Here is a 24828-nt window from a genome sequence, read left to right as displayed (position 1 = left end):
CGACTCGGGTGACAACGTTGTCGGCGGTGTCGGCATCGTGGGCTACGCGGCTTCGTGGAGGCAGCTTCGTGGAGAGACAAGGGATGCGACACAGACTCGGAACCGGACGGTGGCGCCCTCGCGCCCGCCGGTGCACCCGCCCCGCGGCCCTCGCCCTGGCCACCGTACTGGTGACGACTGCTCAGGTCACGCAGGGTGCTGCCGTGTCGTCCGGGCCCCAGCGGGACGGCAGCGCCGCCGTGGCCGAGCGCTTCGCCTCCTCCTTCGAGGCCGGCGAGCCGCAGCCCGATTGGCTCAATGCCGTCGAGACCGGGCCCGACGGCCGGCGACGGTCCGCGGGCGTCGACGGCGACGACACCAGCGGCATCCCCGGCAACGTCACCGACCGGGTGACCGCCATCCGTGCCAGTGGGGAGCACACCGAGGCGGGCGAGGTGAAGGAGAACCTCATCGACGGCGAGAGCGCGACCAAATGGCTCGACTTCGAGCGGTCCGCCTGGCTGGAATTCGAGCTGGCCCAGCCGGTCAAGGCCGTCCGCTACGCACTGACCTCGGCCAACGACGCCCCCGGCCGCGACCCCCGGGACTGGACGCTCAAGGGCTCCGACGACGGGAAGACCTGGACGGTCCTCGACACCCGGCGGGACGAGACCTTCGAAAGGCGCCTGCAGACCCGGGAGTTCGCCTTCGAGGGCACCACCGCCCACCGGCAGTACCGCCTGGAGATAACCCGCAACGGCGGCGAGCCCGTCCTCCAGCTCGCCGAGGTGCAGCTGGCCACCGGCGGCGACGGCACGCCGCCGCCCGAGGACATGCGCAGCCACGTCGACCGGGGCCCGACCGGCTCGCCCACGGCCAAGGCACGGGTGGGCTTCACGGGCACCCGCGCGCTGCGCTACGGGGGCATGCACCAGGCCACGGGGCGCGGCTATTCGTACAACAAGATCTTCCATGTGCGCACCAGGGTCACACCACGGACCCTGCTGTCGTACAAGGTCTTCCCGTCCATGCCGGAGCCGGACACCCGCTACCCCGCCACCCATGTCTCCCTCGACCTCGCCTTCACCGACGGGACCTACCTCAGCGAGCTCGGCGCCGTCGACCAGCACGGGGCGCGTCTGACCCCGCAGGGCCAGGCCGCGTCCAGGACGCTGTACGTCAATCAGTGGAACAACAAGGAGTCGCACATCGGCGCCGTGGCCGCCGGCAAGACCGTCGAGCGCATCCTGATCGCCTACGACGCGCCGGTCGGCCCTGCGAAGTTCCGCGGCTGGGTGGACGACATCTCGCTCGCCCCCGCTCCGCGGGAGAGGCCGCCGGTCCACCCCGCGGACTGGGCCGTCACCACCCGCGGCACCAACTCCAGCTCGAACTTCTCCCGGGGCAACACCTTCCCCGCCACCGCCGTCCCCCATGGATTCAACTTCTGGACCCCCGTCACCAACGCCGGCTCCACGGACTGGCTCTACCAGTACGCGGCCGCCAACAACCCCGACAACCTCCCCACCCTCCAGGCGTTCGGCGCGAGCCACCAGCCGAGCCCCTGGATGGGCGACCGGCAGACCTTCCAGGTGATGCCCTCGGTCGCCACCGGCACGCCCTCCGCCTCGCGCCCGGCCCGCGCCCTCCCCTTCCGGCACTCCCGCGAGACCGCCCGGCCGCACTACTACGGCGTCACCTTCGAGAACGGCCTCCAGGCCGAGATCGTGCCCACCGACCACGCGGCGATGATGCGTTTCACCTTTCCGGGTGAGAACGCCAGCGTCATCCTTGACAACGTCAAGAACCAGGGCGGTCTGACGCTCGACCCGGCCACCCGGTCCTTCACCGCCTTCTCGGACGTCCGGAGCGGCCTGTCCAAGGGCGCCGGCCGCCTCTTCGTCTACGGCGTCTTCGACGCCCCCGTCACCGCGAGCGGCAGGCTCAAGGGCGACGGCGCGGGCGGAGGTCCCGGCGCCGAGGGCGTGACGGGCTACCTGCGCTTCGCCCCGGGTGCGGACCGCACGGTCACCCTCCGCCTCGCGACGTCCCTCATCGGCACCGAGCAGGCGAAGGCCAACCTGGAGCAGGAGATCCCGGCGGGCGCCTCCTTCGGCCGGGTGCACGACCGCGCCCGCGCGGCCTGGGACGCCGTCCTCGGCCGGATCGAGGTCGAGGGCGCGAGCCGCGACCAGCTCACCACCCTCTACTCCAGCCTCTACCGCCTCTACCTGTATCCCAACTCCGGCCACGAGAACACCGGCACGCCCGCCCGTCCGCGCCCCCGCTACGCCAGCCCCTTCTCGCCGCCCGCCGGCCAGTCCACCCCGACCAGGACCGGGGCCCGGATCGTCGACGGCGAGGTGTACGTCAACAACGGCTTCTGGGACACGTACCGCACGGCCTGGCCCGCCTACGCCCTCCTCACCCCCAAGCTGGCCGGCCGACTGGTCGACGGCTTCGTCCAGCAGTACAAGGACGGCGGCTGGATCTCCCGCTGGTCCTCCCCCGGCTACGCCGACCTGATGACCGGCACCAGCTCGGACGTCGCCTTCGCCGACGCCCACGTCAAGGGCGTCGCCTTCGACGCCGAGGCGGCGTACGAGGCCGCGCTCAAGAACGCGACGGTGGCGCCGGACGACCCCGGCACCGGCCGCAAGGGCATGGACACCTCGGTCTTCCTCGGCTACACGAGCACCCGCATCCGCGAGGGCACATCCTGGGCGCTGGAGGGCTACCTCAACGACTTCGGGCTGGCGAGGATGGCCCAGTCCCTCTACGACCGGACGCACAAGCCCCGCTACCGCGAGGAGGCCGCCTACCTCCTCAACCGCGCCCGGAACTACGTCAAGCTCTTCGACTCGCGGACCGGCTTCTTCCAGGGCCGGGACGAGAGCGGGAACTGGCGGCTCTCGCCGGACGCCTACGACCCCCGCGTCTGGGGCCACGACTACACCGAGACCAACGGCTGGAACTTCGCCTTCACCGCTCCCCAGGACACCCGGGGCCTGGCCAACCTCCACGGCGGCCGCACGGGCCTGGCCAAGAAGCTCGACACCTACTTCGCCACCCCGGAGACGGGACGGCCGGAGTTCGCCGGATCCTACGGCGGCGTCATCCACGAGATGACCGAGGCGCGCGACGTGCGCATGGGCATGTACGGCCACAGCAACCAGGTCTCGCACCACATCGCCTACCTCTACGACGCCGCCGGGCAGCCCTGGAAGACGCAGGAGAAGGTCCGCGAGGTCCTCTCCCGCCTCTACCTCGGCAGCGAGATCGGCCAGGGCTACCCGGGTGACGAGGACAACGGCGAGATGTCGGCCTGGTACGTCTTCAGTGCGCTCGGCTTCTACCCGCTGGTGATGGGCCAGGGCGAGTACGCCGTCGGCTCCCCCCTCTTCACCCGGGCCACCGTCCACCTCGAAGGCGGCCACGACCTGGTGATCAAGGCCCCCCGCAACAGCGCCCGCAACGTCTACGTCCAGTCCGTCCGGTTCAACGGCCGCACCTGGACCTCCACCGCCCTCCCGCACTCCCTGCTCTCCAGGGGCGGCACGCTGGAGTTCGCCATGGGCCCGAGCCCGTCGACGTGGGGCACAGCCGAACGGGCCGCCCCCACGTCCATCACCCGCGACGACAAGGTCCCCTCCCCCCTGTCGGACGTGACGACCGCCGGCGACTCGGCCCTGACGGACAACACCTCGGCCACGGACGCCCCGCTGACGACGGCCGGGCTGCCGACGACCCACGACGCCCGGGTGACGACGTACACCCTCACCTCCTCGGACCGCACCACGGCCCCGTCCACCTGGACCCTCCAGGGCTCCCGGGACGGCACCCACTGGACGGACGTGGACCACCGCTCGTCCGAGTCCTTCACCTGGAACCACCAGACCCGCCCCTTCGAGGTCCGCACGCCGGGGACGTACGCGCACTACCGGCTGGTGGCGGAGGGCACGGACAGACGGCTGGCGGAGGTGGAACTGCTGGCACCGTGACCGGACACCCACGAAGAAGCCCCACCGGCCGGTGCCGGTGGGGCTTCTTCTGCTGCGTCCATCCCGGCTCGGTTCCTCACGTCCACGTCCACAACAGCCGTGCGGCCCGCCGGAATGACCGGCGGGCCGCACGGAGGAAAGGAGCGGGCAACGGCTAGGACGCCGCCGCTCCCGTCCACGTGTTCATCACGCTCAGGGCGTCCAGGAGATCCGCCTCGGACCGGAGGTCCCGGTGTTCGGGCGTGATCTCTCCTGCTGTCACATCGACGAAGGTGATCTCGGCGTTCCCATCGGCCCAGACCATGATTTCGGCGATCCGCGTGTCAGCGTCCAACTCCAGCTGGACGGCCCCCGTGCCTTCGGGCCACTCCGTGACCGTCAGCACGACACCGGCGCTGCCGAAGCCCGGGGCCTTCTCGGCGGCCCAGGACCTCACGTGCTGCAGCAGATCCGGCTCGTTCAGCACGACGGACCGGCCTCAAGGGAGATGTTCAGCGCCGCCGGCAGCTCGGGAATGGGGCGGCCGAGCTTCGCCGCGTACCGGGCGTCGTTCGAGTTGGCACTGGCCATCTTGAAGTCGGTCGGCCGGCCTCCCGGGTAGAGCGAGGACTTCGGGACGTCGAACTCCACGTAGACCGAGCCCTTGTAGGTCGGCTTGTAGGTGTTCTTGTCCGGCGGGTGCACCACGTAGGTGCGGCCGCCCGCGCCCTCCTGGACCATGCCGGTGGACACCATCTTGTCGTGCTCGTTCTGGCTCATCCAGCGCCCGACCCTTACCAGCTCGTCCTCGCCGCCCGTGTTGTGAACGAGGACGTTCACCGGGCCGACGCCCACATAGTACGTGTGGAGCGCGCTGACGGAGAGGTTGAAGACCTGCAGGTTCTCGGTCCGGGCCTGGGTCGCCGTGACCGTGACCCAGGTGCCTGCCGAGGTGCGCAGGAGCGCGCCCGGCTTGAGCTCGCCGGCCTTCACCCACGCCTGGGGGTTGGCCGTCCAGAACGGGTGACCCTCGGTCGCCGTGATCGTGTGGGTGGCGCCACCCTTGTCGCCGTCGGTGTCGACGGTGAGCGTGACGAGGTGCTTCTCGCCCTTGCCGGCGATGACCTTGTCGACGGGACGGCCCTCGGTCGTGCCCGTGGCCGGGTCGGAGGCCAGGACCTTGTCACCGGTCCTGACGTTCTGGATGGCCTTGGTGGTCCCGTCGGCCATCACGACCGGCGTGTCCGCGACGAAGCTGTTGCCGGGCAGGGCGTTCTGCGGTGCCGCGAGCCCCCGGGCCGCGAGGCCCCTCGGTGCGGCGAGGCCCTTGGGGAGGACCTTGCACGCCTTGCCGGCACGGCTGCGGCTCAGCCCACCGGCGGCACGCTTGTAGATCGCTTCGAGGAGCTCGGCTCCCTTGGCGCCGTCCTTGCCGAGCTTCGCCGCAGTGGCGCCCGCACCGGCGACCGGCACCATGGCCAGGCAGGACATTCCGGCGTTGAGGTAGTCCTTCTCGGCCCCGTACCAGATGCAGTTGGCACCGTTGGCCAGCTGGCTCACGATGGGGATCTGGGTGCCACCGACGACGTCGAGCAGGAAGTGACCGAAGTCGCCCCACGCCTTCTTCTTCGCCTCCCGGGCGGCCTCCTCCTGCTTCTTGATCTCCTCGCGCTGCTTCCGGGCCTCCTCCGCGCGCCGCTCGATCTCCTTCTGGAGCTTGGCGGCGGCATCCGCGTAGGCGTCCTTCGCGGCCTTGTCGGCGGCGGCGGAGTCCTTGCCGGCCGCCGTGGCCGAGGCACGGGCCTCGGTCGCCGCGGCATAGGCGACGTCGGCCGACGCGCGGGCGCGGGATTCCGAGGCGCTGGCGTAGGCGGCGGACCTGTCCGCATCGGCGGCGGAACGGTCGGCGGCCGCCGCGGCGTTGCGGGCGGTCTTGGCGGACTTCGCGGCGTCGGCCGCCGACGATTCCGCCTGCTTCGCCGAGTTCAGCGCGTCGTCCGCGTAGCCCTTGGCCTTCTTCGCCGATTCCTCGGCTTCCTTGGCGTAGCCCCGGGCCTGCTCGGCCGCCTTGTTGGCGATGGCCGCGACCCGTGCGGCCTCGGCCGCGTCCTTCTGCGCGTTCGCGGAGACGATGGACGCCTCGGAGATGATGCTCTTGACCTGCGCCACGTGGGAGGCGGTCAGCTGGTCCTTGCGGGCCGCGATGTACTGCCCGGTCTGGATGAAGCCGTGCAGCACCTGCGGCGGCCCCTCAAGGGCGACCTGTGCGGCGGCCTTGACCTCGGCCCCACCGGCGGTGAACAGCTGCACGGCGCGTACGCGCTCGTCCGATTCACGGGCGGTGTACTGGCCCTCGTTGAGGAACTCCAGCAGCTTCTCCGGCGAACCGTCCTTCAGCGCGGCCTGAGCCGCCTGCTGGACGCCGCGCGCGGTGTCGTTGGCGACCTGGACCACGCGCACGCGGTAGTCGTTGACCGCAGCCTGGTGCTGACCGGTGCGCAGGAAGTCACCGATCTTCGCGGCATCGCCCTTGAGGGCCTCGGCCGCCGACGTGCGGACCGACTCCGAGTCGGCCTCGTCCGCCAGCCGCTCGACGCGGGCGCGCTCGTCCTGCTGAGCGGCTTCCTTCCAGCCCGTCAGCACGTAGTCGCGGGCGGCTTCGTCCGTGCTCGCCAGCGCGACCGCGGCAGCCGACTGGCTCCAGGGGCCACGCGACTTCATGGCCATGAGCGCCACCCGGCGGGCCTTGACGGCCACGTCCTTGACGTCCGCGCCCTTCGCGGCCTCCGCGGCCAGACGGTTCTGCTCGTCGTCGAGGTCCTTGGCCTCCTTGGCGGTGCGGGCGGCCTTGGCCTTCCGCTCCTCCTCGGCCTGCTTGAGGTCCTTGGCCTGCTCGATCGCCGCGGCGGTACGGGCCTTGAGCTCCTCGGCCTCGATGTTGCGGGCGATCTCCTGGACGCTCTCGGCCTTCTTCACCGCGGCGGTCGCGGCGTTCGCCGCCTCCTTCGCCTTGCCGGCGTGGGTGGACGACTCGCTCGCCGCCTTCGTGGCGTCACCGGCGTACTTCGCGGCCCGCTCGGCCTCGTCGGCCGCCTTGTCGGCGTGGTCGGCCGCCGAGTTGGCGGCGTCGCGCGCCTCGTACGCCGCGTTCGCCGCCTGCTTGGCCAGCGACTGGGCGGCACCGGCGGCGCGGTTGGCCTCGCGTGCGTGGCGGTGTGCCGCTGCAGCGGCCGACCGTGCGCGGGCCGACTGGACGCCCGCGGCGGCGGCGAAGCCACCGGCCTCGTCCGCGGCGGATGCCGCCGCGTCCGCGTTCTCGCCGGCGTTGGCGGCCGCGGCTGCTGCAGCTCCGGCCGCCGTCGCGGCGATGCCCGCCTGCTCGGCGGCCTTGGCCACCTCGCGCGCGGCCTTGCCGGCCGTACGCGCGTCCTCGGCCGCCTGACGTGCGGCGGCCGCCTGCCCGGCGTCCGTTGCCGCGGCGGCGGCGGCACCACGTGCCCGCGACGCCGCCTCGGCGGCCTGCGCGGCGGCAGAAGCCGCCTGCGAGGCGGCGCTGGCCGCGATGCGGGCCGACGCGTTGGCCGACCGGGCCGCGTCGATGGCCTCCTGCGCCGCCTGGGCGGCGCTCTCGGCCGCGTCGGCGGCCCGTCCGGCGGCGTTCGACGCCCGGCCGGCGTCCTTCTTCGCGGCAGCGGTCTCGATCGCGGCCTTCTGCGCCGCTTCCTTGGCCAGCTTCGACGCCATCACGGCGCGTTCGGAAGCGTCCTGGGCGGCTTCGGTCTCCCGCTTGGCCGTCCTGCCCGCTTCCTTGGCGCGTTCCGCCAACTGCGAGACGGTGGCGCGCTCTTGGTCCCGGGCGCGGGCGGTGTACTGCCCCACGCTCAGGAACTCGCGCACGTCCTCGGAGGACGAGTTCAGGGCGAGCTTGGCGGCTTCCTTGGTCGCCGGGCCGCCGGCCGACATGATCTGCATGAGCTGGACCCGGTCGTCGGACTCCCGGGCCGGGTACTGTCCCTCGTCCAGGAACTTCCGGACGTCCTCCGCCGAGCCGCCGAGCGCGGCCTTGCCGGCCTCCTGGAGGCTGCGGCCCCCACTGGTGGCGAGCTGCGTGACCGCGACGCGCTGGTCCTGTTCGAGCGGCTGCTGCCAGCCGGACTTGAAGAACTGCCGCAGGTCGGTCTGCGAGCCGGCCAGCGCCTTCTGCGCGGCCTCCCGGACCTGCCGTCCGCCCAAGGACAGGATCTGGACCGCCGATATGCGGTCGTCGTGCTGTTCGGCGGTGTCCTTCTCACCGGCCAGGAACCGGTTCACGTCCTCGTCGGTGCCCATGAGCGCGGCCTCGGCCGCCGCCTTGACACCGGGACCGCCGGTCTTCCACAACTCGACGACGCGGCCACGGTTGGTGGCCGGGATCGGGTCGAACCACAGTCCGTCGTCGGGGAATTCACCGGTGGCGGATGCACTGCCGCCGAGCACACCGACGACGAGCGACATGGGAAGCAGGCTCGAACACAATACACGCGCGTACAGCGTCGACCGTCCCCTCGCTCTCGCGAATTCGACGCTTCTTTTTCTCACCAAGCAGCCCTTCCAGCTAGCGGCGTGATGCCGTTGATCGGCCCGGTGAGCATAACTGCCAAGATCAGCCTTCTGCGCCGCCCCGACTTTTCGCGAATCGGAATCCCATCCTCCGAAAGTGGAATTTAAACTTCCGCAACCTGACGGCCCCTCATCTGCACATCACACCAGGTCAGGTGGTACATTCCATCCATCCTTTATCGCTTGCTTACCTGCGGCCACCGCTGTCGCCGCATGCACCCGGAAGGAATTTCCCGTGGATCTCGCGCGCGCAGAACACCGCTCGCCGACTGCGCTGCCGCCATCGACCTCCAGGTAATGACGACGCAGTCCACGGATTTCAAGTACTCCACCAGAATGGACGTCTCCAAGGGCCAGCTGAAGGGCATCGATGAAGGCGTCCCGGGCGATCAGCCCAGCGTCTTGGTCGAACTCCGCATCACCGACTGATCAACCTCTCGGCACGCGTGGCACGCCCCGAGTGTGCCTCGCATGTGAGGAATGCTTCGTGGATGTCGGCCCGTCGTTCCCAGCGGATCCGCAGGCGCCGGAAGCCGTGCAGCCAGGCAAACGGCCGCTCGATCACCCACCGGTAGGTGCCCAGGCCGGTCCCGTGCCGGGTGCCGCGGCGGGCGATGGCCGGCATGATGCCGCGGGTGCGGACTTAGTCGCGGTAGATGTCGTGGTCGTAGCCGCGTCGGAGAAGAGTGAGTCGGACTTACGGCGAGGACGGCCGACGCATCCACGGACCGGCGGGATCGCGTCCAGCGGCGGTAGTAACCGGGTGACATCGTTGCGGTCAGCAGGACGGCGAGCGGGGCGCCGTGGCCGTCGGTGGTGAGGTGGTGCATGCCCAAGCCGAAGCCAAGCTCCCTCGGTAGGTACTCCCACGGGATGCCGGTGTGCGGCACGTATAAGGTCCCGCACAGCACTCCCCGGTCCGGCAACGGCCTGCGGCCCGGATAGCGAAAACGCCGCTCGCGCTGCGGCAGCAGGCCATCCCATTGTGGGGACGGCACTACCGGCTGGTGGCGGAGGGAACGGACAGCCGGCTGGCGGAGGTGGAACTGCTGGCGTCGTGACCGGACACCCATGGAAGGAGCCCCACCGAAAGTCTCGCGGTGGGGCTTCTTGTTGCTACGGCAGGTTGTGCCAGAAGTGGCCGCACCGCCCTCGGCACTCCGTTTCCCTGCGCCGGGTGTCGGCGAGCGAGAAGAGGGCGACGAGCAGGCGGAACGCGTTCACGTGCTCGTCGGCGGGAAGACCCGCGATCCTCCCCACCCGCTCCATCAGCGGCGCACGATGAATCATCACGGCCGGATTCGCCGTCGGCTTCAGGCCGGAACGGGCCACGCTGGCACGGGCCTCCTCCGCCGTGGGATGCACCTGCGAGATGCAGCGGACCACCTCCCGGAGCACGGCCTCCCGCTCGCCCTCGGAAAGCCCCGAGAACCAGCTCACCCCGTCCTCCACCGCGCGCAGACCCTGCGCGAGTTCGTTGATGATGCGCTCCGGCTCTCTCACGTCGTCCACCCCGACTCGGTTCCTCGTGTTCATGTTCACCACAGCCGTGCGGCCCGCCGGACGGTCCGACGGCCGCACGGAGGACAGGAGCGGACAGGAGCGGACAGGGCTAGGACGCCGCCGCGCCGGTCCACGTGTTCATCACGCTCAGGGCGTCCAGGAGATCCGCCTCGGACCGGAGGTCCCGGTGTTCGGGCGTGATCTCTCCTGCTGTCACATCGACGAAGGTGATCTCGGCGTTCCCATCGGCCCAGACCATGATTTCGGCGATCCGCGTGTCAGCGTCCAACTCCAGCTGGACGGCCCCCGTGCCTTCGGGCCACTCCGTGACCGTCAGCACGACACCGGCGCTGCCGAAGTCCGGGGCCTTCTCGGCGGCCCAGGACCTCACACCCTGCAGCAGATCCGGCTCGTTCAGCACGACGGAACGCCTTGGCAGGTCTCGCTCATGCCGGAAGCGGACCGACAATCCGAGTGACCAGTCCGGAGCCGACTGCCCGGCCCCCCTCGCGGACGGAGAACCGCAGACCCTCCTCCAGCGCGACCGGCCGGGCGAGACGGACAGTCATGGCATAGGATCCGCCCTCCGCATAATCGACCTCGATGTCCCCTTGACGAAGGCCGGTGATGTCGCCGAGGACCTCCGCCGAGCGGAAGTAGAAGTAACCAACCCTCTTACCGGAATTCGAAAACGTCACAGACTGGCCGCTCTCGTCCGGCCTCATGACGTAAACCTCGGCTTCGAATGCCGTATGGGAGGCCACCGAGCCAGGGCGGGCCAATACTTGCCCACGTTCGACACCCTCGTACTCGACGCCACGCAGAAGCACGCTGGCGGACTCACCCGCCACGCCCCGGCTGCCGACTTCAAATGGCGTCGCCACACCGGCGACCGTTCCCACCTGCTGTGACCCGAAGCCGATGACTGCTACCTCCGCACCCGGTTCGACGACACCGCGCTCAATGCGGCCTGTGACGAGCGTTCCAGGACCCAGAGCTGCGAAGGCTTCCCTCAACCGATTGGCTGGAGAAGCAGCTTTCGTGGGGATGCCGAAGCTGTCCTGGATGCTCATCAGGAACGGTCCATCCGTGACGCGGCCCTGCTCAATGGCATTCCCCATGCATCGGAGCAGGCGCTTGACGGCTTCGCCGCCATCCTGGCTGGTGTCTCCTTCGAGCACCTTCAGGGCCGAACCGAAGACCAGCGGCACCAGATCGGCCGAATACCCGCATTGGCTCAGCAACTCGCGGATCTCGGTTCCCACGAGACCTCGCAGCTCGTCATCCTCGATCAAATCGACCTTGTTGACGAAGATTACCAGGCTCTGCACTCCGGCACGATGCGCCAGGAGCAGCTCCTGCCTGGTACGCGACGCCACACCTTCACAGGCGGAGACCACGAGGACGATGCCGTCGAGCGATTCTGAGCCGCGCACCATGTCCTCGACGTAATCGTCCCGATGCGACCAGTCGAGGAGTGACCAGGAGCGGCCCGCGGATTCCCAGTCGGCGCGCGACGTTCTCGTGTCGCGGGAACCGGTCCCCGATCCCGCGATCGCGGCCATCAAGGTGGACTTACCAACATCGCAGGATCCGATCATTCCAACGACACGGCGGCCTTCACTGAGACCAACTTTCCTTTGCACAGGTCGCTTCCTCCACCAAAGTGGCCGACAAGGCCGGCCCAACCTCTCAAGACGAATGAGCAAGGCGCCCGGGCTACCGAAAGAAGAGTGTCTCAACTCGGTGGCCCGGGCGCCTCATCAACTAACCGGAGCTACATATGGCAACTAGAACTAGTAGCCTCGAAGCAACGAAGCGATCTTCTTCACGTCCTTCGTATGCCCTGTAGCGGTGGGGGTTCCCACCTTGTCGACAACACCCCAAAGGTCCTGTGCACTCGGCCGGTTGATGATGCCGTTCCGTTCAAACAGTCTGGACACTACAGCATGCGCAGTCCGCTTGTTCCCGTTGTCGAACATGTGATCACCAGCGATATCCCGGAGAACGACTGCCGTCTTCTCCCAGAAGCTGTTGTAGCGGGTCGCATTGATGAACATGTTCTCAGGCGAACCACCTCCGCCGGGCCGGAAAGTCTCAGCACCGTACCCGCGGCCGATCTCCTTAATTTCGTCGGCCTCGATGCCGAACTTGAACCCACCGGTCTCCTGGCAGGGGCTGGCGTTGTGCACCAGCACCGGAACGCCGCCAGCAACGACGTAATACGTGTGGATGCCGTCGACGGAGAGGTTGAAGACCTGCTGAACCGCCGTCCACGCACGCGTTGCCGTCACCTTGACCCAGGTACCGGCCGACGTACGGAGCATGGCACCCGGCCCGACCTCGCTGGCCTTCACCCAGGCTCGGCGGTCCGCGAGCCAGAAGGGGTGACCCTCGGTCGCCGTGATCGTGCCGGTCGCGTGGCCCTTGTCACCATCCGTGTCGACGGTGAGCTCGACCAGGCGCTTGTCACCGTTGCCGACGATGGTCTCGTCGACAGCCCGCGCCTGTGTCGTATCCGACTCCGGATCCGTGGCCAGCACCCTTTCGCCGGCCTTGATGTCCTTGATCGGCTTGAAGGAACCGTTGGCCATCACCACCGGCGTTTCCGGGGTGAAGCTGTTCTTGATCTTGCAGACCTTGGCGCCGGCGCCGAAGACGTCCTCCACGAACTCGCCGCCCTTGCCCCACTTGGCAAGCTTGATCGCGGTAGCGCCTTCACCTGCGAAGGGAATGGCAGCGGCGCAGGAAAGACCTGCGTTGACGTAGTCGCCTTCCGCTCCGTACCAGGCGCAGTTTGCACCGTTCGCGAGGGTGCCGACCCCGGGTACAGCACCGACGACGTCCAGGGCGAGGTGGCCTGCGTCCTTGAGCCAGCCCCACTTGTTCTTGCGCTTGGCCTCTTCCTTCTTCTGCTGCTCGATCCTCTTCTTCCGGGCCTCCTCGTCGCGTCGGAGGGCCTCGGCTTCCTCACGGATCTTCTTGACCGCAGTGTCGTAGGCTTCCTTCGCGGCCTTACCGGCCTGCAGTGCGTCCTTGCCTGCCGCTACGGCAGAGGCGCGCGCCGCATCCGACGCGGCGTATGCCTCGCCCGCCGATGCCTGTGCCCAAGCTGCTGAGCCCTCAGCGCGCATCGCCGAATTCTCGGCGTCGCGAGCGTCGCTCTCCGCTGCCGCTGCGGCGTCACGAGCCGTCTTGGCCGATCGAGCCGCATCGGCAGCCGACGCCTCGGCCTGCTTGGCCGAGTTCTGGGCATCCTCCGCATAGCCCTTGGCAGCCTTGGCCGATTCCTCGGCCTGCTTGGCGTAGCCCTTGGCATCCTCGGCTGCCTTGTTGGCGATGGCCGCGACGCGGGCGGCCTCGGCCGCGTCCTTCTGGGCGTTCGCCACGACGACGGATGCCTCGGCGATGATGCGCTTCACATTGGCGACGTGCGTGGCAGTGAGCTGGTCCTTGCGGGCCGCCTTGAACTGTCCCGTCTGGATGAACGCGTGCAGCAGCTCCGGCGGGCTTTCGAGAGCGACCTGCGCCGCCGCCTTCGTGTCCGGGCCACCGCTGGTGAACAGCTGCATGGCGCGGATGCGGTCGTCGGCTTCGCGCGCGGTGTACTGACCCTCGCTCAGGAAAGCACGGAGCTTGTCGACCGAGCCGTCCTTGAGAGCGGCCTTCGCCGCGTCCTGCATGTTGCGCGCACTGTCATTGGCAATCTGGACGACACGCTTGCGGTAGTCGTTGGCGGCAGCCTCGTGCTGCCCGGTGCGCAGGAACCCGCTGATCTGTGCAGCGTCACCCTTGAGGGCCTCTTCGGCTGCCTTGCGGACGGGATCGGAGTCGGCCTCGTCCGCCAAGCGTTCCACACGAGCACGCTCGTCCTGCTCGCCGGCTTCCCGCCAGCCCGCACGGACGTACTCGCGGATCACATCGTCGGGGCCGGAAAGAGCAGCCTCGGCAGCGCTTCGGCTCCACGGGCCCCGCGACTTCATCGTCAGGAACGCGACACGCCGACCGTTCGCGGCCACCTTCTTGGCGTCGGTGTCCGGCTTCGCAGCCTCGGCAGCGAGGCGTGCCGCCTCGTCGTCGAGCTCCTTGGCCTCCTTGGCTGCCCGGGCGACCTTGTCCTTACGGTCCTGGTCGGCCGCCTTGAGGTCCTTGGCCTGCTCGATCGCCTCAGCAGTACGGGTCTTGAGCTCCTCGGCCTCGATATCGCGAGTGACTTCCTGGACCTTCTTCGCCTTGTCCACCGCGGTGGACGCGGCCTGGGCGGCCTCCTTGGCCTTGGCCGCGTGGTCCGACGACTCCTTGGCCTCCTTCGCTGAGTCACCGGCGTGCTTGGCAGCCTCCTCGGCAGCCTCAGCCGCCTTTTCCGCGTGCTCAGCAGCCGAGTTGGCGGCGTCGCGGGCCTCGTAGGCAGCACTCGCTGCCGAGTTCGCCAACGACTGGGCGGCACCGGCCGCGCGCGTTGCTTCACGAGCGTGCCGACGCGCCGCTGCAGCCGCAGCCCGGGCACGGGCGGACTGGGCGCTGGCCTCGCCTGCCAGTCCACCGGCTACGTCCGCTGCGTCGGCCGCCGCTCCGGCGTTCGCGCCAGCGCTCATCGCCGCAGCAGCTGCTTCACCGGCTGCCTTCGCCGCAGTACCGGCTTGCACTGCAGCATCGGCCGCGCGGCGCGCACCCTTTGCTGCCGACCGGGCGTCCTCGGCGGCCCTGCGTGCGGCTGCAGCCTGACCGGCATCCGTCGCAGCATTCGCGGCCGCGCCCCGAGCCCGTGCCGCAGCCTCAGCGGCACCGGCCGCCGCTTCGGCGGCCTGCGAAGCGGCACTTGCCGCGATCCGCGCCGAGTAGTTGGCCGCCTGTGCGGCACTGATGGCTTCCTGTGCGGCCTCGGCGGCGCCAGCGGCCGCCTCCGCTGCACGACCGGCTGCATTCGCCGCCTTGGTGGAGTCCTTCTTGGCCTCGGCGGTCTCGTCCGCCGCTCTCTTCGCGGCCTCCTTGGCCAACTTCGAGGCGGTGACAGCGCGGTCCGAAGCCTCCTGCGCCTCCTCGGTCTGACGCTTCGCCTGCTTGCCGGCCTCGGCGGCCCTGTCAGCCAACTGCTCGATGGTCGACCGTTCCTGATCGCGAGCGCGGGCCACGTACTGCCCGACGTCCAGGAATTCCCGGATGTCGTCGGAAGAACCGTTCATCGCGACCTGGGCGGCTTCCTTGGTCGCCGGACCGCCGGAGCTCAGGATCTGAACGAGCCGGACACGGTCGTCCTGCTCCCGGGCCGAGTACTGCCCCTCGTTGATGAACTCGCGTACGTCGTCGGCCGATCCACCGAGTGCGGCCTTGGCGGCCTCCTGAACCGTGCGCCCAGCAGCACCCGAGATCTGCGTGGCCTGAATGCGCTGGTCCTGCTCAAGCGGCGTCTTCCAGCCTTCGGCCAGGAACGTGCGCAGGTCGTCCGGCGACCCACCCAGTGCCTTCTGCGCCGCCTCACGCACATTACGACCGCCCAGACCGGTCATCTGCACCGCGGAGAGGCGTGCATCGTGGAGCTCGGCGACCTCCTTTTCCTTGTCAAGGAAGCGACGCACGTCCTCGTCGCTGCCCAAGAGGGCAGCTTCTGCTGCGGCCTTGACCGATGTACCACCGGATTTCCACAACTCGACGATGCGACCCCGGTCGGACAACTGGTTTCCACCGTCACCGGATGACTCATCGGCGGCAGCGGGACTCGCACCGAGTAATCCCGCGGCAAGAGCCATGGACACCAAGCTCACAGAGCATACACGTATGCCTGTGTTCAGCCGGCGTCTCCTCGCTCTCGCAGAGTAGAGACTTGTGCTCACCAACTAGGTCCTTTCTTGCCGGGGGGACTTGCTGTTGAGAGCGCCGTAGTTCGGCTCGGCGAGCATAGCCGTCGCGATCAACTTCCCGTGACGTGATGACTTTCCGTGAATCGGAATCCAAGACTCCGAAAGCGGAATTCAAGGCTCCGCCAACTGACGGACCCTCAGCATCACGTCCACCCAGGTCAGGTGGTACATTCCATCCACCCTTTATCGCTTCCTTACCTGCGGCCACCGCTGTCGCCGCATGCACCCGGAAGGAATTCCCTGTGATATCTCGCGTGCGCAAAACGCTGCTCGCCGGCATTGCCGTGGCCGCCACGGCCGTTGTGGGAGTTTCCACGCTCACCACCGCCAACGCTGCCCCGCAGCCCGGTGCGGAATCTGAAATTCCGCCTTACGCGGTGGAAGACTTCGCGTACCCGAACGCGGACGCCATCCTCAAGGAAAAGGGCATCAAGCTGGTTCAGGGCGACGGGCACATCATGCTCGCCGACTGTGCCGCCTCCACCGACATCCAGGTAATGACGACGCAGTCGAAGGATTTCAAGTACTGCTTCAAGGTCACCGGAAAGTCGGGTTACCTCGCCCTGGAGATCCCCTCCGTCTACGGCGTCCAGACCGAGGACCACCCCGTCAAGGCCACCGTCAAGGCCGCCGACGGCCCGGCCCAGAGCGTCGACGTTCCCAAGGGCCAGCTGAAGGGCGTCGGTGAAGGCGTTCCCGGTGGTCAGCCGACCGTCCTGGTCGAGCTGCGCGTGACCGGCTGATCGAGCCGCTTCGTCGCACCACGGCATCACCGCAGCACCGCAGCACCGCATCACCGCATCACACCAACGCACCACACCGTAAGTAAGGAAGAACGTGTTCGGCAGACAATCGCGCGCGGCATGGACAGCGGGCATCCTCGCCACCGTCGTAGGGGCCGGTGTCCTGGGCGGCACCCCGGCCTCCGCCGTCGAGGGTGACCAGGCCAAGGACGGGGCGTACTCGTTCACGGCGAAGCTCGACATCGGTGGGAAGCGTTCCTGCTCGGCAGCGCTGGTCGAGCAGGAATGGCTGATCACCGCCGCGAGCTGCTTCGCGGACAACCCCGCCAAGAGCCTGAAGGTCGCGGCCGGTGCGCCGAAGCTGAAGACCACGGCCACCATCAACGGCACCGTCGCGGGCGTCGTCGAGCTCGTCCCGCGTGACGACCGCGACATCGTGATGGCCAAGCTCGACAAGCCCGTCACCGGCGTCACGCCGGTCGCCATCGGCTCCACCGCGCCCGCCCAGGGCGAGGAGCTGCGCGTCGCCGGCTGGGGCCGGACCAAGACCGAGTGGTTCCCCGACCGCCTGCACACCGCGCAGTTCACCGTGGGCGGCGTCAAGGCCACCTCTCTCGACCTCGCCGGCAAGACCGCCGACGCGGCCGTCTGCAAGGGCGACACCGGCGGCCCGGCCTTCCGTGAGACGAACGGCCGCATCGAGCTGGCCGCCGTCAACAGCCAGTCGTGGCAGACCGGCTGCCTCGGCGCCAACCCGGCCGAGACCCGCAAGGGCGCCGTCGACACCCGCGTCGACGACATCGCCGGCTGGATGCAGGCCATCTTCTCCCGCGGCCTGATGAAGGGCGTGGACTGGAAGAACGCCGAGTACCTGGCCTCGGGTTACTTCACCGGCGGCTCCGCCAACGGCACCCGCCGCATGGACCTGATGGTCCGCTGGGCCGACGGCTCGGTTACCCTCTACCAGGGCGCCGACCACAACGACCCCAAGTACCCCTTCTCCGCCGTGCACAAGCTCGCGGACGCCGGCAGCACCTTCAAGTACGTCCGCGCGATCACGGCCGGCCGCTTCTCGGCCGACGGCACCGACGGTGTGATCGTCCGCTGGGTCGACGGTGAGGTCACCCAGTACACCCACGTCGACGCCAAGGGCTTCCACGACGAGAAGATGCTCGCCAAGCCCAAGAACGGGACCTGGGAGAACGCCAAGCTGATCACGGCCGGCCGCTACACCGGCAACGACCTGCGCGACGACCTGCTCGTCGTCTGGGTCAACGGCTCCGTCTCGATCTACTCCGACCTCGGCGCCAACGGGCTCGGCAAGGAGAAGCAGATCCAGAAGGCGAACACCACCTGGCCGCACGCCGAGCAGATCGGGACCGGCAACTTCACCGGGAAGGGCACCAACGACCTGATGGTCCGCTGGTCCGACGGTGAGGCCACCATCTACCCGGGCGTCGACACCGCCGGCTTCCACGGCGAGATCATGGTGCGCAAGCCCAAGGAGGCGTGGACGAACGCCCAGGTGATCACCGTGGGCGCGTTCGCCGCCAACGTCGTCCCGAACGACGTCCTCGTCCGCTGGAGCAACGGCAACGTCAGCATGTACACCGGCGTGGACAACGCCGGCACGCACGCCGAAGTGCAGCTCGTCGGCTGACCCGGAGCATCGTCCGGCCCTGCAGGCCCCGTACGTCCGGGGCCTGCAGGGCCGTCGGCTTCTTCACGACCGCTCCTCATTCCTCCGAACGGAGTTGCTTTCCTTGCGCACCTCACGCATGCGCTGTCTCGTCACCGCGGTGACCTTCGGGTCCGTCCTCGCGCTGGGCTCCGGCGCCGCAGCGGCAGCCGCCGGCCCGTCGACGTCCCCGACGCCCGCCAAGCCCGGCACCCCCACCAAGCCCGGCCAGCCCGGCGCGCCGACCGCACCCGGCACGCCCGCCCCCTCCGGCACCCCCACCTCCTCCGGCAACTCCGGCAGCTGGTCCGTCGACGACGCCCTGCGCTTCTGGACGCCCGAGCGCGTCGCCTCCGCCACCGACCCCTCCGGCCGCGCGATGCCGCCGGGCGGAAAGCCCGCGGCCCCGAAGCCCACCCCCAGGGGGCTCGCCCAGAACAAGGGGGACGTCTCCACGAGCTTCCCCGGCATCAAGTCCGTCGGCATGCTCTTCGCCGTCGACAAGGACATGCGCAGTCACTTCTGCTCGGCGAGTTCCGTCGAGAGCAGCAACCGCAACCTCATGCTCACGGCCGGGCACTGCACGAACTCCAAGGCCGTGTTCGTCCCGGCCTACGACCCGGCGAAGTCCCTCAAGGAGCAGCCCTACGGGATCTGGCCGGTCGACGAGTGGTTCGTGGACAAGCGGTACGAGAAGAACTCCATGAAGGCGGAGTCGGACCTGGACTTCGCCTTCGCGCGGGTCAAGTCGGGCGACGGCCGGAACCTGCAGGACGTCGCGGGCGCCAACTCCCTCGCGCGCACTCCGGGGTTCACCAATGACGTCACGGTGATCGGCTACCCCTCCGTGGGCCACAACCCGCAGGACCTGCCCGTCCAGTGCGCCACCCGCACCGGGCCCCTGCCGGGCTTCAACCAGATGCGCATCGACTGCGCGGGCATGTGGGGCGGCGTCTCGGGCGGCCCCTGGTTCTCCAAGCTCGACGGCAACGGCACGGGCCAGATCATCGGCAACGTCGGCGGCTTCAACGGCGGCGGCCCGGACGTGCCCGGCAGCGACCCGATGTACAACCGGATCTCCTACAGCCCGATGTACGGTGACCGCTTCTTCCAGCTCTACGACGACGCCCAGAACGGCCGCCACACCGACGCCGGCCCCTACCAGCAGCCCCAGCCTCCGTACTCGCTCGGCGGTGCCGAGCGGTGGCAGCAGGCGAGGCTGACGGCTTCCGGGGACTTCACGGGCGACGGGCGCAGCGACCTGTTCGTGGTCTGGAACGACGGCTCCGCCACCCTCCACACGGCCGGTGCGCGGAAGGACGGCGAGTCCGGCGACGCGACGTTCACCACCGAGTACAAGATCGCGGGAGCGGGCAGCGTCTGGAAGTACGCCCGGGCGATCAGCGGTGGGCGCTTCACCGCCGACGGCAGCGACGGCCTGCTCGCCCGCTGGTCCGACGGCGAGTTCACCCAGTACACCCACGTCGACCACACCGGCGCCCACGACGAGAAGATGCTCGCCAAGCCCAAGAACGGCATCTGGGAGAACGCCAAGCTGATCACCTCCGGTCGCTACACGGCCAACGCCCTGCGCGACGACCTCCTCGTCGTCTGGACCAACGGTTCGGTGTCCCTCTTCTCCGACCTCGGCAGCAACGGGATCGGCAAGGAGACCCAGCTGCGCAAGGCCGGCGCGACCTGGACCCACGCCGAGCAGATCGGGGCCGGCGAGTTCACCGGCAAGCAGACCGGTGACCTGATGGTCCGCTGGAGCGACGGCGAGGCCACCATCTACCCGGGCGTCGACACGGCCGGCTTCCACGACGAGATCAACGTCCGCCCGGCCAAGTCGGTGTGGAAGAACGCCCAGTTGGTCACGGTCGGCGCCTACGCGGGCAACACCGTCCCCAACGACGTCCTCATCCGCTGGTCCGACGGCAACGTCAGCTACTACCGCGACGTGGACGCCGCGGGAACCCACGACCAGATCCAGCTGGTGGGCTGACGCTCCATCGCGGCCGCGCCGCGCGCCGTCGGCAGATGCCCGGCGGCAGGCGGGCACGCCCCACTTGCAGGGGCGTGCCCGCACGGTCCGCGGACTTCATCAAATCGGTTGTTGCGTGAAGATTTCATGGAATGATCATGGAGATATCGCAATGCCCCCGCGTGGGGTGTTGCGCCGTGTCTCATCCCCTTGGAGAAGCACATGGGCAACCTCTCCAGCCGTCAGCGCGGTCGGATCCTGTCGGGCGTCGTCACCGCGGCAATAGCCGCCGCACTGGCCGGCACCGCCACCGGGACCGCGGCCGCCGACAGTCCGGCAGGCAGCCCTGCCGCAAAGGCACGTCAGAAGAGCGCCGCGCAGCCGCAGGGAGCTCCGAAGGCCGCTCCGAAGGCCGCTCCGCGGTCCGCGCTGCGGGCCGCCGCGGAGCCCTCCGCCGCCGCCCCCCGCTTCCCCCTCATCGCAGCCGACCGTGACGGCCTCGTCTACAAGTACGAGTCGAACGGCCACGGCGGCTTCGGCGACGACCGGCTGATCGGCTACGGCTGGAACAACTTCACCGAGGCGACGGCCGTGGACCACGACCGCGACGGCAAGGACGACGGCTGGTACGTCCGCCACCGCGACGGTCAGCTGGAGTACACCGGCGACGCCGGCGACAAGATGATCGGCGGCGGCTGGAACAACTTCGACCGCATCCTCTCCCCCGGCGACCTCGGCGCCGGCCTCCAGTCCGACGTCCTCGCCCGCGACAAGTCCGGCGTCCTGTGGAACTACGTGGCCCGCCCCGACGGCACTCTGGAGGACCCCTATCGCGTCGGCCCCGGCTGGGACATCTACACCGACCTCGCCGGCCGCGGCGACCTCAACGGCGACGGCCACGCCGACATCGTCGCCAAGGACAAGGACGGCGTCCTCTGGTTCTACAAGGGCACCGGCACCTCCACGTCCCCGTTCGAGAGCCGCGTCAAGGTCGGCAGCGGCTGGAACGCCTACGACAAGCTCGTGAGCGTCGGTGACATGGACAACGACGGCCGCAGCGACATGCTCGCCCGCGACGCGTCCGGCGTCCTGTGGTTCTACAAGGGCAACGGCAACGCCACCGACCCCTTCGACAACCGCACCAAGATCGGCGGCGGCTGGGACAAGTTCGTCCTGATGTTCTGAGCTCGCTCCACGGCTTTCCGAAGGCCGTGCCACGGCGTTCACCCGGGCCCCTCTCGGTTGACCGATAAACCGCATGTGGCATGATCCGGACGATCTCGCGGCACTCCCTGCAAGGGAGTGCCGCGCTTTCTTATCTGTACGTCTTTCTGTACGTCTTATCTGCACGAGGAGCACCACGTGGCCCTTTCCTCCGGCCGCAAGCACGGGCGCGCCCTATCGCGCCTCGCGGTGGCGGCCATCGCCGCCGCACTGGTCGGCACCACCGCCGGAACCGCGTCCGCCGCCCCCACCGCCGCAGCGCCCCACTTCCCGCTGATGGCCACCAAGGCGTCGGGCGAGCTGTACGAGTACCAGCCCGACGGCCGCGGCGCCTTCGGCGACCGCAAGCTGGTCGACAACGAGTGGACCGACATCACCGCGGCCACCCAGACCGACCAGGACCAGAACGGCGAAGCGGAGCACGTCTACGTCCGCGCGTCGGACGGTTCGCTGATCTACGGCCCCACCGTCGACGAGCAGCAGGAGGCCGTCGTCATCGGCGGCGGCTGGAACATCTACGACCGCATCTTCTCCCCCGGCAACCTCGCCGGCAGCAGCGAGCCCGACCTGCTCGCCCGGGACAAGTCCGGCGTCCTGTACATCTACACCGCCCGCGCCGACGGCACGCTGTACGACCGTTACCGTGTCGGCCCGGGCTGGGACATCTACACCGACATCGCCGGCCGCGGCGACCTCAACGGCGACGGCAAGACCGACATGGTCGCCAAGGACAAGTCGGGCGTGCTCTGGTTCTACAAGGGCACCGGCAACCTGCACGACCCGTTCGCCAGCCGCGTCAAGGTCGGTGGCGGCTGGGACATCTACAACACGCTGGTGTCCTCCGGCGACATGGACAACGACGGCCGCAGCGACATGCTCGCCCGCGACAAGTCCGGCGTCCTGTGGTTCTACAAGGGCAACGGCAACCAGAACGACCCGTTCAACAACCGCGTCCGCATCGGCGGCGGCTGGGACCAGTACAACAACCTGTTCTGATCCCGGCAGGGCCGACGCTTGAGCCGGTCCCACGAGGGGGTGCAGTCATGAGACTGCGCCCCCTCGTGTCATGTTCGTCGGCGCCCGGGGCGCATCCCGACGGGGTGCGGCCCGGGCGATGTGAAGATCCTGTGCAATGATCCAGAGGATCTCGCGGCGCCCTCGACCAGGGGCGCCGCGTTTCCTCATCGGCATAGGAGAACTACGTGGGGAATCTTCCGGGCCGCAAGCGCGGACGCGCTCTGTCCCGCCTCGCCACCGCGGCGATAGCCGCCGCGCTGCTCGGCACCACGGCCGGCACGGCCGTCGCCGACGGCACGACGCCGCCCGCCACCCCGACGACGCAGAAGGCCGCCGGAGCCGGTGTGCTGACGCAGGCTGCACCGCGGACGGCCGCGGCGCAGCCGACCGTCGCCGCCCCCGTCTTCCCGCTGACGACGGTCGACCGGTCCGGCACGGTCTACATGTACAAGTCGAACGGCAAGGGCGCCTTCGGCGACCGCAGCAACCCCCTCATCACCGGCTGGCAGGTCATGGCCGGGGCGACCCGTGTCGACCACAACCAGGACGGTTACGTCGACGGCCTGTACAGCCAGTCCAAGTCCGGGACGCTGTACTTCAACAAGGGCGTCGACGAGCAGACGGTGACCATCGGCGGCGGCTGGGACATCTACGACCGCGTCTTCTCGCCCGGCAACCTCGGCGGCGCCGGCGAGTCCGACCTCCTCGCCCGCGACAAGTCCGGCGTCCTGTGGATCTACCTGGCCCACCCGGACGGCACCCTGAGCGACCGTTACCGCGTCGGCCCCGGCTGGGACATCTACACCGACATCGCCGGCCGCGGCGACCTCAACGGCGACGGCAAGGCCGACATGGTGGCCAAGGACAAGAGCGGCGTGCTCTGGTTCTACAAGGGCACGGGCGACTACAAGGACCCCTTCGAGAGCCGCGTCAAGGTCGGTCCCGGCTGGGACATCTACGACACGCTCCTGTCCATCGGTGACATGGACAGCGACGGCCGCAGCGACATGCTGGCCCGCGACAAGTCCGGCGTCCTGTGGTTCTACAAGGGCAACGGCAACCAGAACGACCCGTTCGAGAACCGCGTCCGCATCGGCGGCGGCTGGGACCAGTACGTCTCGATGTTCTGAGCACCGCTCAGCACATGACCGGGCCACGAGGCCCGGGGCACCGAGGGCCGCATCTCCCCATGGGGGTGCGGCCCTTCCGCCGTGAGGAGCCCGTGCGATGATCCAGGCGATCTTGCGCCGTCCCGACCACGGACGACGCGTCTTTCCTCTTTTTGATCGCCATAGGAGAGCTAACGTGGCTCCATTCCCCGGCCGTACGCGCGGACGCGCCCTCTCGCGTCTCGTGACCGCGGCGACAGCCGCCGCGCTGGTCGGCACCACCGCCACCACGGCCGCCGCCGACGGCCCGGCCCCGGCCACCGCGGACGTGTCCGTCGTGCCCCCGGCCGCACCCCCGGCCGCCGCCGCGTCGTCACGGGCCGCCTCGCCCGTCTTCCCGCTGATGGCGGTGGGCGGCACGTCCCTCTACCAGTACTGGCCCGACGGGCACGGCGGGTTCGCCGACCGCAAGGTGGCCAGCGACAAGTGGCGGGGCATCACCGCGACGGTCCAGGTCGACCACGACCGGAACGGCCTGCCCGACGGCCACTACTACCGGACGGCCGACGGCACCCTGCGCTACACCCACGCCGGCACGACCCCGGACGCCCCGGTGGTCCGCGACCGCATCGGCGGCGGCTGGAACATCTACGACCTCATCGCCTCCCCGGGCAACCTCGGCGGCGCCGGCCAGGCCGACCTCCTCGCCCGCGACACCTCCGGTGTGCTGTGGATCTACCTGGCCCGCGAGGACGGCACCCTCAGCGACCGCTACCGCGTCGGCCGCGGCTGGGACGTCTACACCGACATCGCCGGCCGCGGCGACCTCAACGGCGACGGCAAGCCCGACATCGTCGCCAAGGACAAGTCCGGCGTGCTCTGGTTCTACAAGGGCACCGGCGACCACAAGGACCCCTTCGAGAGCCGCGTCAAGGTCGGCCCCGGCTGGGACGCGTACAACGTGCTGACCTCCAGCGGTGACGTGAACATCGACGGCCGCAGCGACCTCCTCGCCCGCGACAAGTCCGGCGTCCTGTGGCTCTACAAGGGCAACGGCAACGCCACCGACCCGTTCGAGAACCGCGTCCGCATCGGCGGCGGCTGGGGCCAGTACACCTCGATGTTCTGACCCGGCCACCCATCAATCACCCTTA

15 protein-coding genes and 1 pseudogene are annotated in these 24828 nt (G+C 69.3%); 9 read left to right on the top strand and 7 right to left on the bottom strand.

What is annotated here, in order from left to right; genetic code table 11:
- The first annotated feature begins 83 nt into the window (after window positions 1-83).
- On the top strand, window positions 84-3980 hold the full coding sequence (locus IE182_RS16265) for a GH92 family glycosyl hydrolase (RefSeq protein WP_190110528.1): 3897 nt from the start codon (window positions 84-86) through the stop codon (window positions 3978-3980).
- A gap of 154 nt (window positions 3981-4134) precedes the next feature.
- On the opposite strand, the gene IE182_RS16260 is transcribed toward IE182_RS16265, so the two are convergent.
- Window positions 4135-4446, bottom strand: coding sequence for an immunity protein TriTu family protein (locus IE182_RS16260; protein ID WP_190110527.1), 312 nt, complete (start codon window positions 4444-4446; stop codon window positions 4135-4137).
- Window positions 4440-8453 (bottom strand): TreTu family toxin, encoded by a 4014-nt coding sequence (locus IE182_RS16255; protein WP_190110526.1) that lies wholly within the window; start codon window positions 8451-8453, stop codon window positions 4440-4442. The genes IE182_RS16260 and IE182_RS16255 overlap by 7 nt, the downstream gene beginning before the upstream one ends.
- 402 nt (window positions 8454-8855) lie before the next feature.
- On the opposite strand from IE182_RS16255, the gene IE182_RS32460 reads away from it, so the two are divergent.
- Window positions 8856-8987 carry a hypothetical protein gene (locus tag IE182_RS32460; protein ID WP_268249618.1) on the top strand — a complete coding sequence of 44 codons (132 nt, stop codon included), beginning with the start codon at window positions 8856-8858 and terminating at the stop codon, window positions 8985-8987.
- Here IE182_RS32460 and IE182_RS16250 read toward each other — a convergent pair.
- The 5 genes and pseudogenes from IE182_RS16250 to IE182_RS16230 form a co-directional block, all read right to left on the bottom strand.
- Window positions 8977-9556, bottom strand: a pseudogene (locus tag IE182_RS16250) (transposase). The gene IE182_RS32460 and the pseudogene IE182_RS16250 overlap by 11 nt on opposite strands.
- Before the next feature lie 118 nt (window positions 9557-9674).
- Entirely contained in the window at window positions 9675-10070 is a 396-nt protein-coding gene (locus IE182_RS16245) for a DUF5958 family protein (protein WP_229844856.1), read from the bottom strand.
- Window positions 10071-10170: 100 nt separating this feature from the next.
- Window positions 10171-10482, bottom strand: coding sequence for an immunity protein TriTu family protein (locus tag IE182_RS16240; protein WP_190110525.1), 312 nt, complete (start codon window positions 10480-10482; stop codon window positions 10171-10173).
- A gap of 25 nt (window positions 10483-10507) precedes the next feature.
- Window positions 10508-11626 carry a GTP-binding protein gene (locus IE182_RS16235; protein ID WP_190110524.1) on the bottom strand — a complete coding sequence of 373 codons (1119 nt, stop codon included), beginning with the start codon at window positions 11624-11626 and terminating at the stop codon, window positions 10508-10510.
- A gap of 231 nt (window positions 11627-11857) precedes the next feature.
- A complete protein-coding gene (locus IE182_RS16230; RefSeq protein WP_190110523.1) occupies window positions 11858-15808 on the bottom strand; it encodes a polymorphic toxin-type HINT domain-containing protein in 3951 nt (1316 codons plus the stop codon).
- A gap of 365 nt (window positions 15809-16173) precedes the next feature.
- Between IE182_RS16230 and IE182_RS16225 the strand changes: the two genes are divergently transcribed.
- From IE182_RS16225 to IE182_RS16195, 7 genes are all read left to right on the top strand, one after another.
- A complete protein-coding gene (locus tag IE182_RS16225; RefSeq protein ID WP_190110522.1) occupies window positions 16174-16662 on the top strand; it encodes a hypothetical protein in 489 nt (162 codons plus the stop codon).
- Window positions 16663-16756: 94 nt separating this feature from the next.
- Entirely contained in the window at window positions 16757-18322 is a 1566-nt protein-coding gene (locus tag IE182_RS16220; RefSeq protein WP_190110521.1) for a S1 family peptidase, read from the top strand.
- 103 nt (window positions 18323-18425) lie between these two features.
- A complete protein-coding gene (locus tag IE182_RS16215; RefSeq protein ID WP_190110520.1) occupies window positions 18426-20345 on the top strand; it encodes a trypsin-like serine peptidase in 1920 nt (639 codons plus the stop codon).
- A gap of 201 nt (window positions 20346-20546) precedes the next feature.
- Window positions 20547-21509, top strand: coding sequence for an FG-GAP repeat domain-containing protein (locus IE182_RS16210; protein ID WP_190110519.1), 963 nt, complete (start codon window positions 20547-20549; stop codon window positions 21507-21509).
- A 177-nt stretch (window positions 21510-21686) separates the two neighbouring features.
- Entirely contained in the window at window positions 21687-22544 is an 858-nt protein-coding gene (locus IE182_RS16205; protein WP_190110518.1) for an FG-GAP repeat domain-containing protein, read from the top strand.
- Between the two features lie 206 nt (window positions 22545-22750).
- A complete protein-coding gene (locus tag IE182_RS16200) occupies window positions 22751-23695 on the top strand; it encodes an FG-GAP repeat domain-containing protein (RefSeq protein WP_190110517.1) in 945 nt (314 codons plus the stop codon).
- 175 nt (window positions 23696-23870) lie between these two features.
- Entirely contained in the window at window positions 23871-24803 is a 933-nt protein-coding gene (locus IE182_RS16195) for an FG-GAP repeat domain-containing protein (RefSeq protein ID WP_190110516.1), read from the top strand.
- Window positions 24804-24828 lie beyond the last annotated feature (25 nt).

The organism is Streptomyces cinnamoneus, from assembly GCF_014650495.1.
GTDB classification, from domain to species: Bacteria; Actinomycetota; Actinomycetes; order Streptomycetales; family Streptomycetaceae; genus Streptomyces; species Streptomyces cinnamoneus.
This window is presented reverse-complemented; position numbering and strand designations above follow the sequence as displayed.

Bases quoted from the DNA above. Each gene is read 5' to 3' on its own strand.
- IE182_RS16265 (WP_190110528.1), top strand. From the start codon at position 84: ATGCGACACAGACTCGGAACCGGACGGTGGCGCCCTCGCGCCCGCCGG.
- IE182_RS16255 (WP_190110526.1), bottom strand. From the start codon at position 8,453: ATGTCGCTCGTCGTCGGTGTGCTCGGCGGCAGTGCATCCGCCACCGGT.
- IE182_RS32460 (WP_268249618.1), top strand. From the start codon at position 8,856: ATGACGACGCAGTCCACGGATTTCAAGTACTCCACCAGAATGGACGTC.
- IE182_RS16235 (WP_190110524.1), bottom strand. From the start codon at position 11,626: ATGGCCGCGATCGCGGGATCGGGGACCGGTTCCCGCGACACGAGAACG.
- IE182_RS16230 (WP_190110523.1), bottom strand. From the start codon at position 15,808: ATGGCTCTTGCCGCGGGATTACTCGGTGCGAGTCCCGCTGCCGCCGAT.
- IE182_RS16210 (WP_190110519.1), top strand. From the start codon at position 20,547: ATGGGCAACCTCTCCAGCCGTCAGCGCGGTCGGATCCTGTCGGGCGTC.